Genomic DNA, 15,244 nt, shown 5'->3' with positions numbered 1-15,244 from the left:
TGGTATTAGTTGTTTTCAAAGTAGGTTGTTAAATCATCAGAGCCGCCAATATGCTGGCCACCGATGAACACTTGAGGCACGGTTTCGCGTCCCGATAACGCTTTTAAGCTTGTTAAGCTTGCCTGTTGTCCTAATACGAGCTCTTCATAAGCTAGACCTTGTTCACTCAGTAATGCTTTCGCTTTAGCACAAAATGGGCAGCCAGGTTTTGTGATAATTGACACAGGTTGTGGCTTTTTCTGGTCTGGGTTGATGTAAGTAAGCATTGTATCGGCATCTGATACTTCAAACGGGTCTCCTGGTACGTCTGGCTCGATGAACATTTTTTCGATAACACCATCTTTGACAAGCATTGAGTAGCGCCAGCTACGTTTGCCAAAGCCTAAATCGCTTTTATCCACTAACATACCCATTCCGTCAGTAAACTCACCATTTCCATCTGGGATTAGCGTTACATTTTCTGCTTCTTGGTCTTGCGCCCAAGCATTCATTACAAATGTATCGTTTACAGACATACACACGATGTCATCTACGCCATTTTGTTTAAATACATGTGCCAACTCGTTGTATCTAGGCAAGTGTGTTGATGAACAGGTTGGTGTAAATGCGCCTGGTAGTGAGAATACGATGACTGTTTTACCTTTAAATAGCTCATCAGATGTAATGTGTTGAAACTCTTCTCCCACGCGGATTGGGAAAGTGACAGATGGTACAGTTTTACCTTCAATATTGTTTAGCATTTTTCTATTCTCCTCGAAAGTTGATGGAGCTATTATGTCGCTGAGTTTATGTTTTGTATATTTGATTGAATAAATCAAATCAATCAAAAAAATAGATTGGTTGTGCGGAGCACTAAGCGAACTTAATCAAAATATAGACGCTAAATGACAAATTGATTAGGTACAGCTGATTTTCTTATGAAGGACTTAGAGTATAAAAATTATCTCAAAGAAGGCGTTTAGCAGTTGCTAAACAGGTCAGCAGCTGAGTATGTTTAAAGGTTAATTGTGAGCAATTTTGATTGGCAAAGTAAATTTAATTAAAACACCCCCGAGTGAACTGTGCTTTGCCTCAATTGCACCGTGGTGAAGTTCAATCACTTTTTCGCAAATCGATAGGCCTAGGCCTGAGCCACCTAAATCTCTGCTGCGAGACTTGTCGCAGCGATACAAGCGTTCAAACAATTTGCTTAATGCAACAGAGCTTACACCCGGTGCGCTGTCTTCAAACGTGCAAACAATGGTTTGCTGCTGCTGAAACACGTTAATTTCAATTTTACCTGGCCTATCGGTGTAGTGAATACTGTTTCTCGCTAGGTTATTAAAAACTTGGTTTAAACGGCTAATATCGCACTCAACCAGAAGAGAGTCTGGCAGACGGTTTTCATAGCTGATCTCTAAGTCAGGTACTTCGATTATCGGGCCGATAGCGATGAGTAATTCATCAAACAAGCTTCTTGCTTGCATTGTTTCGAATTCCAAGCGGAGGTTATTGGTATCGGCCTGTGCCAACTCGTATATGTCTGCAATTAATGTATTGAGCATATCCAACCTGCGCTGTAAGACTTGGTATGTGGCTTTTGGATCTTCAGTTAGGTTGTACTCCAAGGCTTCAATGTTCAGCTTCAATACTGTCAAAGGAGTGCGCAGTTCGTGAGACACATCGGCTAAAAGCTGCTGCTTAAGGTTCAGGCTTTGGTTTAGCAACTCTGTCTCTTTTTCCATCACTCGGCGTCTTTTTAAGTGATAGAGGTAAAACAGTAGTAAAAAGTTGGTCAAAACAATAATTGCAGAGGCGAGTACAACGGTGCGTGTTTTAGTGTCCTGCTGTTGTTCTTCTAGCCCGGCCTGTAGCTCGCTCACTTCGAGGTTTTTTAAGCCGAGTTCGCTGTTGAGCTTTTTGGCTTCAAGCCTCGCCGTTATATCCTGCTCATTTTGTGTTTGTTTATGATTTAGGGCTTGCTCTTGATAACTAAGTGCTTGTTCAAAATTGCCTAATCGTTTATGCGCTCGAGAGAGGCTCGTTAAAATGCGAAAAGTGTTTTGCGTGCCGGCGGTGTCAAGCATCGGCGAAAGCAGCGCGATAGCTTTAACTGGTTGGACATGAGACATTGCCACCCCTAAATAGGATCGATAGCGTTCATTTAACTGTCTATTTTTGTCATAGCTGATTTTCTCTAACCCAGTTTGGAGTAAAGAGATCGCTTCATTAAATTGTTGGTTTGCCAGTTTGACTTGCCCAAGAACGGCCTGCGCTTGACCTATATTCTGACTATTTTTTACTTCAATAAAGAGCGCTAGCGCTTGTTCTACCGCTGCCTGCGCAGCAGTTGTATCTTCTAACTTTAGGTGCTGCTTGGCAATATTCAGTAGAGATATGCCCATATAGTTTTTATCTTCTAATTGGGCATCTAGTTCATAGGCCTTTTGAAATGCCGATAAAGCGGCTTCATGATCTGAGAGGCTTCGGTATATCTTCGCGAGGTTGAAATATGTCGAGGATAAATGCGCGGGGCTGACTTGGGGTTGATCATTTTGAAATTGCAGTTTTTGATTTAGTACGTCCAGGGCTTTATCAAATTGCTTAAAGTCACTGTAAATACGCGCCTCGGTACTAAGTGCGGCGTCGAATAATTGCGCGTGGTTTATCTTTAACGCTGTATCTTTGGCTTGATAAACGTGAGATACCGCTTGAAAGTAATCTCGTTTTGCAGAGAGCACGTTGGCTAACAAGCGATGCGCATGACTTAGCATTCGCGTATCTTGGGTTTGGGAAAATAACGTAACGGCGTGACTAAAGTGGTATTCAGCAGAGTTATTGTCACCAAGTAGCAAAGACAGGTCCCCAGACACCCAGTGGTATTTGCCCAATAGATTGTTATCGGGAAAGCGTTCAAGGTGTAACTTGAGTTGAGCTAAACGTTTTTGGGCTTGTTCAAACCGATTCTCTCTGACTAGGTGCAACGCACTTCTGTGTAAAACATAAGTCAATTGAGTAGGACTTAGCGTTTCGTCTGCTAAGAGGCCATCAGCAATCTTGAGTAGCGCGGGTCTGTTTTTTTTACCTTTTGCCTCTGATTGAGCTTTATATTGAGTAAACGTCTCGGATGCAGCCACAGGCAAGCCAATGGCGGTGAGCGATAAGATACTGGCTGCGACAAGTCGTTTAAACACGTTATTTCCATTGTTTTTGCATAATATGACAATACTATGGTAACTACGTAGGTGGTGATATCGGTAAATATTATTAACGGTAAGGACTTGATATGCATTTTTTCAGCAAAAACACGCTTAGATTATAAGCACTCATATCTAGTTATTATCTATTATTCATTGTATCGGAATTTATCATTCAATTTGGATGAAAATTGGACTTTTCGTAATGAGCTAGAAAATTGCCACTGACAGGGTTGCCCTGCCAGTGCTGCGCTAAGGAAATTTGATGCTTAGTCTAACTCAATGACTTTTTTGACGTTAGAAACGGTTACATCTCCAGAGGTGTCATCTCTAATCTCAAGCTGTTGGCTATCACTGACGTTAATATCGCCCGAGCCATCAGCTATGACCACATGACCTTTAGTACGGTTTACCCAAATACTGCCTGAACCATCGGTTATCTCAACATTACCCCGAATATTTTTCACTTCAATATCACCTGAGTCATCCTTTACGTTGAGGGCCTGTGCACCATCAATATCGATTTCACCAGAACCGTCTTCCAAGCTGATGATGCCAGTAACTTGTTTGATTCTGATATCGCCAGAGTCATCCTCAATAGATACTTTGGCGCCTTTTATAATTTCAATATCGCCAGAGCCGTCTTCAATTTCTATATTGCCAGATACCGCACTAATGCTGATGTCCCCAGAATCGTCATCAATAGAGACGTTTCCTTTGATATCATCTATTGAAATGTCCCCAGAGCCATCTGTTATTTGGGTTTTACCAAAGATGTTTTTAAGCGTGATGTGGCCAGAACTATCATCAATCGAAACCCCTTTTACGTCACGAATATTCATTTCCCCAGAACCATCTTCTACATTGACGAAAAGCGCTTTTGGTACTTGAACTTCTATGTCAATTCTTGGGCTTTTATTTGTATACCAAAGAACGCCAACATGCGGGTCGTGTTTTGCAATCAGGTTTGCATGGTCGCCAGCGCTATCCAAGGAAAAGGTGTAGCTTCTATTTTCGAAAGTGATGATGTGGGCAGTGACTTTGATCTCGTCAATCCCCGATTTGCCAGTCACAATAATATCACCGGCACGATTATCAATATTTATTTGATTGAGGTTGTGCGAGGATAAAGTTAAAGAACGTGTTAGCTCAGTGTGTTGTTCGTTTGCATTTGAATCTACATGGACGATACAGCCGCCAAGCAACACGGCGCAAAAAAGTGGAGAGAGTTTTTTCAGCATAGTATTTTCTTCTTTTAAATTTTTTGATTTTGCTGTGTAAGTCAGCAAGTGTAATGCCAAGTGGGGGCTGTTACTATCTTTATGATAATTATAAAGTTTTTATTTTTATATAAAGAGGGGTGATTGGTAATATTCACCAAAAAGTGAGGGTTTTACAAATTTAATCGTCAAATTTTGTCACGTCATTGTCAATTCACAATGGTAGCGTTGAGCTGTTCGCTTTCAGTCGGAGTTTTACGGTATGTTGAAAGATCTCTCTCTTGCTCAAACGGCTGGAGAAAATTGGAATAGTGTACCGGAGCAGCCTAAGGGACCTGATTCCGCAGTATTTTTGGGGGTGGGAGATGCCAGCTCCGAGACATTAGGAAATTCGGCGTGTGTCCTATGCAAACAAGCCCAGCCTTGGCTATTAATTGACTGTGGTCATGACACCGTTAATCGGTTTAGACAAACATTTTCAAATCAATTGCCAAAGCATGTATTTATTACACATTTACATTATGACCATGTTGGTGGTTTAGAGCAGTTGTTTTTTAAAGCCGCCCTGTCTGGTCTGCAAATCCGTTTATATGTCCCTGTTTTACTCGTCCAGCAGTTGTGTGCAATGTTGAGGTACACTCAGCTATCAGAAGGGAAAGCAGATGTTTGGAATACATTTATACTTCATCCCGTGTCTGAGACTTTTTGGCACCAAGGGGTCAAACTATTCGTCTACCCTGTGCGACATCATGCTCCAAACTCAGCCTATTCAATGCACCTGCCGGGTAAGGTTTTTTATAGTGGCGATACTCGCCCTATTCCTGAACTTCTTACTCACAGGATGATAGGCAGCGAGACTATCTTTCATGACTGCGGTGTAAAAGGAAATCCAAGTCACAGCGGTATTGAAGATCTTTTGAAAGAGTACCCAGTCGACGTTTTGGCAAACATATGGGTATATCATTACCAAAGTGAGCAAGATCATATCGCTTTTAGCAATGCAGGTTTGAAATTCGCGACTCCCCTTTGTGAGGTCAAACTTGGATGTAATTAATTCAGCCAAAGCATAGAAGTTTGTTTAATAAGTAGACTTTTGGGTGCGTTTGTACCCATTTCCTGCTAGAAATCGCATTTTAATAACATTTTAAATATTTTCCGTTATACTTGCGTCAATTTCGATTGCACTGATTAATTTGGGTGAGTTTTAATACACAAATGTGTTGAACATTCATATCCAAAATAGGTCTCACATATACCATTATGCTGAATTGGCGCGGTAGTTGGCCTTTGGCAGTGTCATCCAGACTCATACAATAACAATGTAAAAGGGACCCTATGCAGCTAGTCGAGTTAAAGCCTGATGATCCTAATGTGGTAGATTTATTTTCTGAAATCGACCGCTTAATGAACACACTATACCCTATTGCTAGTGACCAGTCTTTGGCACTCGAAGAGTTGAACCAGCCAAATGTACGTGCTGTTGGGCTGATGAATGAAGAAGAGATAGTCGCCTGTGGCGCCATTGTAAAACAGTTTGATAAAACGCTTTATGGTGAAATAAAGCGTTTGTACGTAAAGCCAAATTATCGAGGTAAAGGGCTGTCAAAGCGCATAATGCAAATTTTACTGCATTATGCTGGTGATGCTCAGATTCCGCTCATTCGCTTAGAAACCGGCGTTAAGCAAGAAGAGTCGATTAAATTATATGAATCATTGGGTTTTGACCGCTGCGAACGCTTTGGTTTGTATCGAGACAATCCATTGAGTGTCTTTATGTCGTTATCTCTGCAATCAGAATAATCTAGTCTGATAGAATTAGCGTCGTAAAGTAAGAGTTTGGTGTTAGAGCAGTAAGCTTGGAGATGTCATCCAGTAGGATAAAAGTTTGCTGCTCATTATGGTTTAACACTAAGCACTGCTGTCTTTGATCATTATAAACGATGTCTTTGGCTTGGCCTGAAATAGACTTGTTTTCTCGTGTCATTACTTCTAGTACAAACCCTTTTATGCAGGCTAGTTCAAGATAGTCGGTATGTTCACAGCGCATTGCCACCCTCCCCCATGTGTTTTGTCACTGTTTTCTTACGTTAAGCGTAAAAAATCACGCCGTTTACGCTCGCACATAGTGTACTCTCAATTTAGCGTGTTTGTAGTTAGACAACAAACAAATACTTAGCTAGTTTTTAAATACCTAATTCGACTTACGCAGTGATTAAGGACAGACAATGCGAATACTTGTAGTTGATGATATCACCACAATGCGGCACGTAATGATAAACATGCTACGCAATTTGGGGTTTAGCCAAATTGATGAAGCCACAGATGGCAAACAGGCCTTAACACTATTGGGTAAGCGCAAGTATAGCTTGGTGATTTCTGATTTAAATATGCCCTTTGTGGATGGGTTAACCTTATTGGACAAAATGCGTGCAACGCCTCAGTTAGCCAAAGTACCCGTGTTGATGGTGACTTGTGAAAACACCAAAGAGCGTGTTCAGGAGATTTTGCTACATAAAGTCGATGGCTTTGTTATTAAGCCTTTTAATATGGCGACATTGGTTAAGCAGCTACAGAGAATAAAAATCCTAGATGCCAGTGGTCAACTATGTAGCTAACTGTGAGGGTTAAGTAAAAAGGCATGCGTTCATTAGCATGCCTTTTTAATGAGAGGTTACATCGTTTCTGGGAAACCTCGGTCACGCATAAGAGCGCTCACATCTGCGTCACGTCCGCGGAACTTGCGATACGCTTCTGCTGGGTCCATGGCATTGCGTACAGCGAATAGATAGTCAACAAGGCGCTTGGCTACCTCTTTGTCATAAAACCCGCCAGGAGCATTTGCAAATGCTTCTGCTGCATCAGAGGTTAATACTTCAGCCCATAAATAGCCATAGTATGCCGTTGCATAGCCTTCACCAGAGAACACATGTCCAAAGTGAGTTGTTCTATGGCGCATCACGACTTCACTTGGCATACCAATCGCTTCTAGCTGAGCCTTTTCAAATGCAACAGGATCTCCAATTTTATCTGGATCAGTTGTGTGAAACTTCATATCCATAATGGCAGAAGCAAGGTACTCAGTGGTTGCAAAGCCTTGGTTGAAAGTTGCAGACTGTTTGATCTTCTCAACAAGAGATTTAGGCATTGGTTTGCCTGTTTCATGATGCAATAAGAAGCGATTAATAACTTCATCCGATGACAACCAACGTTCTAGCAGCTGCGATTGGAACTCAGTATAGTCACGAACACCTGAGTTAGAACTTGGGTATTTAACATTCGATGATAACGCGTGTAATGAGTGGCCAAATTCGTGGAAGTAAGTTTCCGCATCGCTCCATGAAACCAGTGTAGCTTGGCCTTCTGGGGCTTTCACAAAGTTCGAGTTATTTGTACTTAGTACATTTGTTTTACCATCGAAAGATGTGTGATTACGGAATGATACTGCCCATGCACCAGAGCGTTTGCCTTTACGTGCAAATGGGTCTAGGTACCAAAGGCCGATATGTTTACCAGTGCCTTTTTCTTTGACTTCCCAAACTTTTACATCCGCATGATAAACAGGAACAGATCCATCAGTGATCGGAGTAAATTCATAATTGAACAGACGTCCAGCGACATAGAACATTGCATCAGTGAGCTTGTCTAGTTGCAGGTATTGCTTAATTTCGTTTGAATCTAAGTCGTACTTAGCTTTACGAACTTTTTCTGCGTAAAAGCGGTAGTCCCAAGGTTCAATCGTAATTTTTGCCCCTTCTTTGTCAGCAATTGCTTGCATGTCAGCGACTTCTTCTTTGACTCGCGCAATTGCAGCAGGCCAAACCTTGTCCATTAATGCAATGGCATTCGCTGGCGTTTTAGCCATGCGATCTTCTAAGCGCCAGTGTGCATAATCTTTATAACCAAGTAGCTCAACACGTTCGCGACGAAGCTTCAATATTTCTGAAATCACTTCTTTATTGTTGTGTTCACCCGCATTGTTCCCTCGGCTGTAATAGTTTTGCCAAACTTGCTTACGCAACTCACGCTCAGTTGAGTAAGTTAAAAACGGATCCATCGAAGAGCGGGTATTGGTAATTGCATATTTGCCTGGCTGGCCTTTCTTCTCAGCTGCACTTGCGGCTGAGTCAATGAACGCTTGTGGCAAACCTGATAACTGATCTTTATTCAAGAATGTTGTATAGCCTTCTTCATCAGAAAGTACATTGTTACCAAACTTGGTGTAAAGCTTCGAGAGCTCTAGGTTGATATCTGCATAGCGTTTAGCTGCTTCGCCTTCCAAAGTTGCACCATTACGCGCGAAGCTATTGTATTGCGTCCAAGTTACGCGCTGTTGTTCAGGGCTCAGCGTTTTGTATTCTGGGCTTTCGTATACGGCTTTTACACGCTTGAAAAGCGCTTTGTTTTGATTTCTTTTCGAGTCAAACTCAGAAAACTTAGCCATCACTTGTGCTTGTTTTTCACGTACTTCCTCAGATGAAAGGTTCGTGATGTAAGTAACGAAGAAGGCATATAGTCTGTTAGTCGCACTACCAGAGCGTTCAAGTGCAACAATGGTATTTTCAAACGTAGGTGCTTCTGACGTGTTTACAATTGCATCTAGTTCACTTAAGTGCTCTGCTAATGCAATTTCAGCAGCTGGAACTAAATCTTCTAGCTTCATTTCGCCAAACTGTGGCACACCTTGGTATAGACCACTGAACTCTTTTAATAGAGGGTTAGAGTATTGCTTTTGAACTTTTTCAACAGTTGTTGTGTCCTGAGTGCTAGGTGTTGTTCCACACCCTGCAAGTGCTAAACAGACCGCCGCACTTAAAAATGACATGTTTAATTTCATAGTGTTCTCAGTATGCTCTGATTTCTTAATTGTGAGTAATTGAATTGCAATATTGACCAATAAATGGTGCCTGTAACATATAATCGTTATTTTTTCAGGCTTGCGATATGGGGACATACTACTTTAATCGAAGGCTAGTGCCAAACAGATACGAGGGAAAAGTATTGCAAATTGTGACACGGTTAATTTACCGTTTGTTTGTCGCTTTTTAATACTAGTTCATCGTAAATGAGATGATTTTTTAAATTTAACTGAAGGTGTTATTGATTAGGCAATTTTTTCATAAAAGTTTCCCTTGATTGTTGGTCAAAATTGAGCCACTTTATCTTACACATACTCTAATCCCGTGATGAACTCATGGAAATTGGTATCTTTATTTATAACGGTATTGAAGCCCTCGACTTTTGTGGTCCACTTGAGGTGTTTACTACCGCATCGCGTATCACAAACAGGCCAATTAATGTTAGTTTGATTGCGCCCAGTCAAGCCCCAATCCGTACTCGGGGTGATGTGTCAATTAACCCTCATTTTTGTATTCATGGTCATCCCCGCTTCGATTTGTTAATTGTGGCTGGCGGAAAACTTGATCGTGTTATTAATAACCAAGCGGTACTAGATTGGTTAGCAGAAACTGCGACACATACCCGTCATTGTGCCTCAATCTGTAGCGGTGTATTTTTGTTTGCAAAAGCTGGATTGATCGAAGGGAAAACAGTGACAACCCATTGGCAGCGTGTTGATGAACTCAGTGAGCAATACAGACATCTAAATGTGGTGAATGACAAGCGATTTGTTACTGACCAAAACTTCACAAGCTCAGCGGGTGTGGCGTCTGGCATTGATATGAGTCTGGATATGGTTAAGAAGCGTTTTGGATACGAGGTGGCGAAACAAACGGCTCATCAAATGGATTACCGCTGGAGCGAGATTTAGTCAACTAAGTAGTTTGGACAAATTAAGCGTGTTTTTTCTAATTAAATCAATCTTGCGGCCGATATGCTGACTAAGCAAGTCTGTAAGTGAAAAGGAATATGAAAACAAAGAACACAGTATATTTAGCTCAAAGTCTAGATGGTTTTATTGCTGACGAGAATGGCGGTATTGATTGGTTATCAGCGATTGATAATCCTCAGCATAGTGACTTGGGTTTTGCCGAATTTATGGCTGACATAGACGCTCTGGTGATGGGCCGAAATACGTTTGAACAGGTTTTAAGCTTTGGCCAATGGCCTTATGACAAGCCTGTATATGTAGTGAGTCACAGTCTTGCTAAACTTCCTGCACATACTCAGGGAAAAGCTTATTTAATTAGGGCTGGTGAGCATGAGTTGGTTAGTCAAATGAGTCAATTGGGACACAACAGGTTATATATTGATGGTGGAAAGTTGGTCCAAAACTTTATCAGAGCAGCGTTGGTCGATGAGATAATCGTAACGACCGTACCGGTTCTTTTAGGACGTGGTATTAGGTGGTTACCCGAACAGACAATAACTCAGAAGATTGAGCTGGTATCCTCACAAGTACTATTGAATCAACTAGTCCAGTCTCGTTATAAAATTACTTCTTGAGCTGAGGTGTAAAGGGGGCTGACAATTATATTGCCAGCGTTAAGGTGAACTTGCAGGCAATACCATGTGAAATTCGTACTCGTCCTCTGAGGTGATGATAAACCCTAACTGTTCATAAAGGTGTTTAGCGGGGTTGTCTTTTAGTACTGTGAGGTAGGTTGGTAAATGCGCCGTTTGTGTAACAATATACTTGATAACAGCCGTGCCTAACCCCAGCCCTTGGTATTTTGGGGAAATTTGTAGTTGCATGATTTCAAGTCTGTCTTGTGTCTGAAGGTATTTAAGAGTCCCTACTTTGTTGTTATCAATCAAGATTAAATGGGAGCACTTATAATGGTCTTCTAAGCGGCTTAAGTGCGCTTCATTGCTTAAAAATATTCCTTGCCGCTCTAGGTGCTCTGTCATAGTTTGCTTGCGCAATGCTAATAAATAAGGCTTGTCTACTTCTGTTGCTGGTCTCAATACTATCTGCATATTTTACCCTTCCTTGATATCGGTTTGAACAAACACTTATCTTTGTAAGCTAAGACATAAACATGACAATTTACCTTTTTAATTTAAACTAATTTACTTTGGTTTTGTAATCAACGAATTAAACTATGATACCTTTTAATGATCTATGCGAATGCACATTTATGAGGTGCATGTTTAGGTAATTCTGGTTTTGAAATTTGATTGAGAACGGTACAAACTGGCCAAAATATTTGAGTAAAAAAATGCTGGTTTAAAGTACTATTAAGGCCTTGCTTGTGAGGAGTGATGCATATTGGCAACACTTCTGTGTAAATTATTCTAGCCAACCTATCAATGACAATATAGTGATAGTAAAAAAACAGGTACGTGTGAGGTCCACCGTTGCTATTTTGAGTTTTATTAACGGAATATAGGCAACATTACATCTAGCCCTTTATAACAATCGGTTTGGGTGTGTATAGAGACTCGAAAGGTGCTAAGTGGAAAATCTCAAGCGGGTACTGGCAGGTGGCTATATTATGCGTGAGAAGTATATACACGTTATAAGAGGCAAGCGTTATCGTAAGGAAAGTGATTATGTCTGAGGTTACTTTTGAACTCACTCAAGAAGAGCTCCCGCTCTCTTTACTATTAGAAGCAGACCCATCGGAGGCTGCAATTGCGTCATATATGGCGAGTGCTCAGCGCTTCGTTGCAAAGCGAGGTGACAGTATCGTTGCTGTGTGTATTGTAAAGCCCCTTTCCAACCAAATTTGTGAGATCTGTAATATTGCGGTCATAGCCGAGTTGCAAAAGAAAGGCCTGGGGACTCGTTTATTGACATTTGTATTGGCTCAACTTAAAGCTCAACAATATCTCAGGGTAGAGCTAGGTACGGGCACATTTGGTTATCAATTGACTTACTATCAGCGCATGGGCTTTCGAGTCGAAAGTGTAGAAAAAGACTATTTTTTGAAGCACTACAATCAACCGCTTTTTGAACATGGCATCCAGCACAAAGACCGACTTAAACTCTACCTTTCGCTATAGGGGGTAGCAGGAAGAACTGAAACCTGCTAACCCTGCCCTACTCTGTTACCGCGTAACAAAGCCACCATTTATGAAGAGCGTTTGGCCTGTTGTCCATTGAGATTGTTCTGAGGCGAGAAAGTTAACCATGGGGGTAATGTCTTCTATCTTACCTAGCCTATTAGCAACACTGGCTGCGCTAAGGTAAGCAACAGACTGAGGATCTTCCTGTGCGTGAAAAAAAGCAGTGTCTATAGGCCCTGGGCAAATTGTATTAACAGTGATGCCCCGAGCGCCTATCTCTTTTGCAAGTGGACGAGTAAAATGTTCGACAGGTGCTTTTGAACCAGCATAAAGCGCGTAATTACCCGTGAATGCCCCGAGTAATGATGTACTCACATTAATGATTCGACCGTTGTCTTGCAGAATCTTGGCCGCATTTTGCATAATAAAAAATGTGCCTTTACAGTTTATGTTAAATAGCGTGTCGAAATCTTGTTCAGTATAATCTACAAATGCTTTTTTAAGTATTGCTCCTGCATTGTTAATGACGATATCAACCTTTCCAAATGCTTCTAAGCCCTGTTTAAATAAATTCTCTGCCTCTAAGTAATTGCTGATATCGGCCTTAATTATTAGTGATTGTCTGCCGTGAGCTCGCACCAATTGCGCTGTTTCTTCAGCATCAGCTAATGATGCATCGCTATGATAGTGAATGATGATGTCACAACCCTGTGCGGCAAGGCTCTGTGAAAATGCTCTACCCATATTACGGGCAGCGCCTGTTATCAATGCCACTTTGCCAGTTAAATTCGAATTCATAATGTTTCCCTTGTATGAAATTTCACCAGATATAACTATAGACTTATTGCAGTAAACTTGGCTATGCACTAAATTTGCATCTATTAAATGCATTATTTGCAATAAATAAATTATGGTCAGTGAGTTGAGTAACGAGCAGTTGTTTTTGCATGTGGTTGAAGCGGGGAGTTTTAAATCCGCAGCGCAGCGTTTAGGTATAGACCCATCTCTGGTTAGTCGGCGTATAGCTTCTTTGGAGCGACGAGTTGGGGTCAAGCTTATGTCGCGGTCAACTAAGCGAACGGTACCCACGGAAGTCGGGGAGCAATACTATCAAGGTTTGAGAAGGTTGCTTGATGAACAGCAAGTGCTGGAATCCAAGATAATCAAATCCGTGGAAGTGCCAAGTGGTCTTTTGCGTGTCGGCGCACCTCATGATTTTGCTATACAGTTCATTGTGCCCGTGCTTGCTGAAATGACAACGCATTATCCAAGTTTGAGTGTAGATTTGGTATTGGCGAGTCATTTTGAAGATTTAGTAGGTCAAGGAATTGATGTAGCGGTGAGAGTGGGGGAGTTATCAGATTCTAGCCTCATTTGCCGAAAGCTAGGTGAAGTACAGCGCGTATTAGTTGCATCAGAGAGCTATTTAGCAAGCAAAGGCGTACCTGTGCATGTTGATGAATTGAGCCAACATGATTTTATTTTTTCCTCCCAGACTCAAGCTCAAAAGCCCCTCATTATTGGGACTCGAACTGTGAAGGTACAAGGGCGATTTGCGGTAAATAGTGTCAGTGCTGTAAAAAGCTTGGTGCAGGATGGGCTAGGTATACATTTGGGGCCAAAGTGGGCATTTGAGGAAGAAATCAAAACAGGCAAAGTTATTCAGTTGTTTCACGACATACCGTTAAAAAGCTTTCCTCTTCATGTTTTGTACCCATGTCGTGACTTTGTACCAGCGAAGGTTAAAATCTTCATAGACAACTTAATTAACAAGTGCAACAGTGGCAGCCTTCGTTAAGTAATTAACCTGTAATTTATTGACACCGAAGAGGATCAGTAACGTGTCCCAAGAAGTTAAAATGAAAAGAATAAGTATCTTTGTAGATGTACAAAATGTCTACTACACGACTCGAAGTGCATTTAAAAGGAACTTTGACTACAACCAGTTTTGGGCATCAGTGACTAAAAACAGACAGGTTGTAAATGCCTACGCCTACGCCATCAATCGTGGGGATGAAAAGCAACTTCAGTTTCAAAATATACTCAGAGCCATCGGTTTTGACGTAAAGTTGAAACCCTTTATTCAGCGCTCGGACGGCTCGGCAAAGGGAGACTGGGATGTTGGTATAACGGTAGACGTACTTGAATGTGCAAAAGACTCAGATATCGTGGTGCTTGTATCGGGAGATGGAGACTTTGATATCCTAGTTAAAGCAGTCAGAGAAAAGCATGGAGCGGAGGTAGAAGTTTATGGGGTAGAAGCGCTGACTGCAAAAAGCCTTATGGATGCAGCAACCCACTATATTCCAATCGAGGGTGAATTACTGCTATAACGTGAATAAGCCTTAATTTGACCTGTCAGGTTTGACCAATAGAACTTAATCAAATCTGACCGTCTAATATGTACCAGAAAACGACTATCTGCATAATTCGTTTCTGCCCCAAAACGTGTTTAGTCGAATGCCTCAAAAGAATAGCGGCCATTAGAAAGTTTATTTTAAAGCACTGATGTTATGTCCAGTTGCTTTGTGTTTTTTCTATAGTCAAGAAAACGACCCAATGGGTCGATAATAAATTGTTATATGCCTATAGGGAGCAATTGAAATGGAAAACTTTGTTTTAATAGCTGGAATGGTATTGGTGATTATCAATATCATGGTCAGTGTTTTAATATTTAGGCGTGTTGATATCGAAAAATTTCAAAAAATAGCTCAAACAATTATCGTATGGCTTATTCCATTTGTTGGTGGTGTTGGCTTGTGGTTGTTTTATAGGGGGCAAGACCAAGAAAATAAGCCCGGTTATAAAAGGCCATTCGGCGGTGGTACAGTAGACAGTGCTGGCTCTGGTGATTAGCGGCATATAACAAATAAGGATAGGTGTCGCGAAGCCGACACCTTATCTGGGTGTTGAACAAGCCCTGCGGCGCTGGTGATGCTT

The 15,244-nt window shown here is 41.4% G+C and carries 16 protein-coding genes; 9 read left to right on the top strand and 7 right to left on the bottom strand.

What is annotated here, in order from left to right; genetic code table 11:
- Positions 1–5: 5 nt before the first annotated feature.
- The 3 genes from N475_RS15265 to N475_RS15255 all read right to left on the bottom strand — a co-directional run bounded on the left by N475_RS15265 (position 6) and on the right by N475_RS15255 (position 4,417).
- Positions 6–740, bottom strand: a complete 735-nt coding sequence (locus N475_RS15265; RefSeq protein WP_063358034.1) for a glutathione peroxidase — start codon at positions 738–740, stop codon at positions 6–8.
- 261 nt (positions 741–1,001) lie between these two features.
- Complete coding sequence (locus tag N475_RS15260) at positions 1,002–3,173, bottom strand: ATP-binding protein (RefSeq protein ID WP_063365530.1); 2,172 nt, start codon at positions 3,171–3,173, stop codon at positions 1,002–1,004.
- A 272-nt stretch (positions 3,174–3,445) separates the two neighbouring features.
- Entirely contained in the window at positions 3,446–4,417 is a 972-nt protein-coding gene (locus tag N475_RS15255; protein ID WP_155732587.1) for a DUF4097 family beta strand repeat-containing protein, read from the bottom strand.
- Positions 4,418–4,658: 241 nt separating this feature from the next.
- Between N475_RS15255 and N475_RS15250 the strand changes: the two genes are divergently transcribed.
- Both N475_RS15250 and N475_RS15245 read left to right on the top strand, forming a co-directional pair.
- Positions 4,659–5,450, top strand: coding sequence for an MBL fold metallo-hydrolase (locus N475_RS15250; protein WP_063365528.1), 792 nt, complete (start codon positions 4,659–4,661; stop codon positions 5,448–5,450).
- 281 nt (positions 5,451–5,731) lie between these two features.
- Positions 5,732–6,196 (top strand): GNAT family N-acetyltransferase, encoded by a 465-nt coding sequence (locus tag N475_RS15245; protein ID WP_063358038.1) that lies wholly within the window; start codon positions 5,732–5,734, stop codon positions 6,194–6,196.
- A gap of 1 nt (position 6,197) precedes the next feature.
- Here the strand turns inward: N475_RS15245 and N475_RS15240 are convergent, their stop codons facing one another.
- Positions 6,198–6,443 (bottom strand): Rho-binding antiterminator, encoded by a 246-nt coding sequence (locus N475_RS15240; RefSeq protein WP_063358039.1) that lies wholly within the window; start codon positions 6,441–6,443, stop codon positions 6,198–6,200.
- A gap of 178 nt (positions 6,444–6,621) precedes the next feature.
- Between N475_RS15240 and N475_RS15235 the strand changes: the two genes are divergently transcribed.
- On the top strand, positions 6,622–7,011 hold the full coding sequence (locus tag N475_RS15235; protein ID WP_063358040.1) for a response regulator: 390 nt from the start codon (positions 6,622–6,624) through the stop codon (positions 7,009–7,011).
- Positions 7,012–7,067: 56 nt separating this feature from the next.
- Here N475_RS15235 and N475_RS15230 read toward each other — a convergent pair whose 3' ends face one another.
- The gene (locus tag N475_RS15230; protein ID WP_063358052.1) at positions 7,068–9,230 is read right to left on the bottom strand and encodes a M3 family metallopeptidase; all 2,163 of its coding nucleotides are present in this window, start codon (positions 9,228–9,230) and stop codon (positions 7,068–7,070) included.
- Positions 9,231–9,587: 357 nt separating this feature from the next.
- Between N475_RS15230 and N475_RS15225 the strand changes: the two genes are divergently transcribed.
- Together N475_RS15225 and N475_RS15220 are read left to right on the top strand one after the other, a co-directional pair.
- Positions 9,588–10,163, top strand: a complete 576-nt coding sequence (locus N475_RS15225) for a DJ-1/PfpI family protein (protein WP_063365527.1) — start codon at positions 9,588–9,590, stop codon at positions 10,161–10,163.
- Between the two features lie 98 nt (positions 10,164–10,261).
- Positions 10,262–10,798, top strand: a complete 537-nt coding sequence (locus tag N475_RS15220) for a dihydrofolate reductase family protein (protein WP_063358042.1) — start codon at positions 10,262–10,264, stop codon at positions 10,796–10,798.
- A gap of 39 nt (positions 10,799–10,837) precedes the next feature.
- Here the strand turns inward: N475_RS15220 and N475_RS15215 are convergent, their stop codons facing one another.
- Positions 10,838–11,272, bottom strand: coding sequence for a GNAT family N-acetyltransferase (locus N475_RS15215; protein ID WP_063358043.1), 435 nt, complete (start codon positions 11,270–11,272; stop codon positions 10,838–10,840).
- Between the two features lie 576 nt (positions 11,273–11,848).
- On the opposite strand from N475_RS15215, the gene N475_RS15210 reads away from it, so the two are divergent.
- Positions 11,849–12,301: a GNAT family N-acetyltransferase gene (locus N475_RS15210; RefSeq protein ID WP_063358044.1), complete on the top strand. Its 453-nt coding sequence runs from the start codon at positions 11,849–11,851 to the stop codon at positions 12,299–12,301.
- Between the two features lie 45 nt (positions 12,302–12,346).
- Here the strand turns inward: N475_RS15210 and N475_RS15205 are convergent, their stop codons facing one another.
- Positions 12,347–13,102, bottom strand: coding sequence for an SDR family oxidoreductase (locus tag N475_RS15205; RefSeq protein WP_063365526.1), 756 nt, complete (start codon positions 13,100–13,102; stop codon positions 12,347–12,349).
- A gap of 112 nt (positions 13,103–13,214) precedes the next feature.
- Between N475_RS15205 and N475_RS15200 the strand changes: the two genes are divergently transcribed.
- The 3 genes from N475_RS15200 (at position 13,215) to N475_RS15190 (ending at position 15,160) form a co-directional block, all read left to right on the top strand.
- A complete protein-coding gene (locus N475_RS15200) occupies positions 13,215–14,102 on the top strand; it encodes a LysR family transcriptional regulator (protein ID WP_063365525.1) in 888 nt (295 codons plus the stop codon).
- Between the two features lie 61 nt (positions 14,103–14,163).
- Positions 14,164–14,637 (top strand): LabA-like NYN domain-containing protein, encoded by a 474-nt coding sequence (locus tag N475_RS15195; RefSeq protein ID WP_063358047.1) that lies wholly within the window; start codon positions 14,164–14,166, stop codon positions 14,635–14,637.
- A gap of 271 nt (positions 14,638–14,908) precedes the next feature.
- Complete coding sequence (locus N475_RS15190; protein WP_081215996.1) at positions 14,909–15,160, top strand: hypothetical protein; 252 nt, start codon at positions 14,909–14,911, stop codon at positions 15,158–15,160.
- Positions 15,161–15,244: the final 84 nt, after the last annotated feature.

The sequence above is a fragment of the Pseudoalteromonas luteoviolacea DSM 6061 genome (assembly GCF_001625655.1).
Taxonomy (GTDB): Bacteria; Pseudomonadota; Gammaproteobacteria; order Enterobacterales; family Alteromonadaceae; genus Pseudoalteromonas; species Pseudoalteromonas luteoviolacea.
The sequence above is the reverse complement of the archived record's forward strand: the minus strand, read 5'-3'. Positions and strand labels throughout refer to the sequence as shown.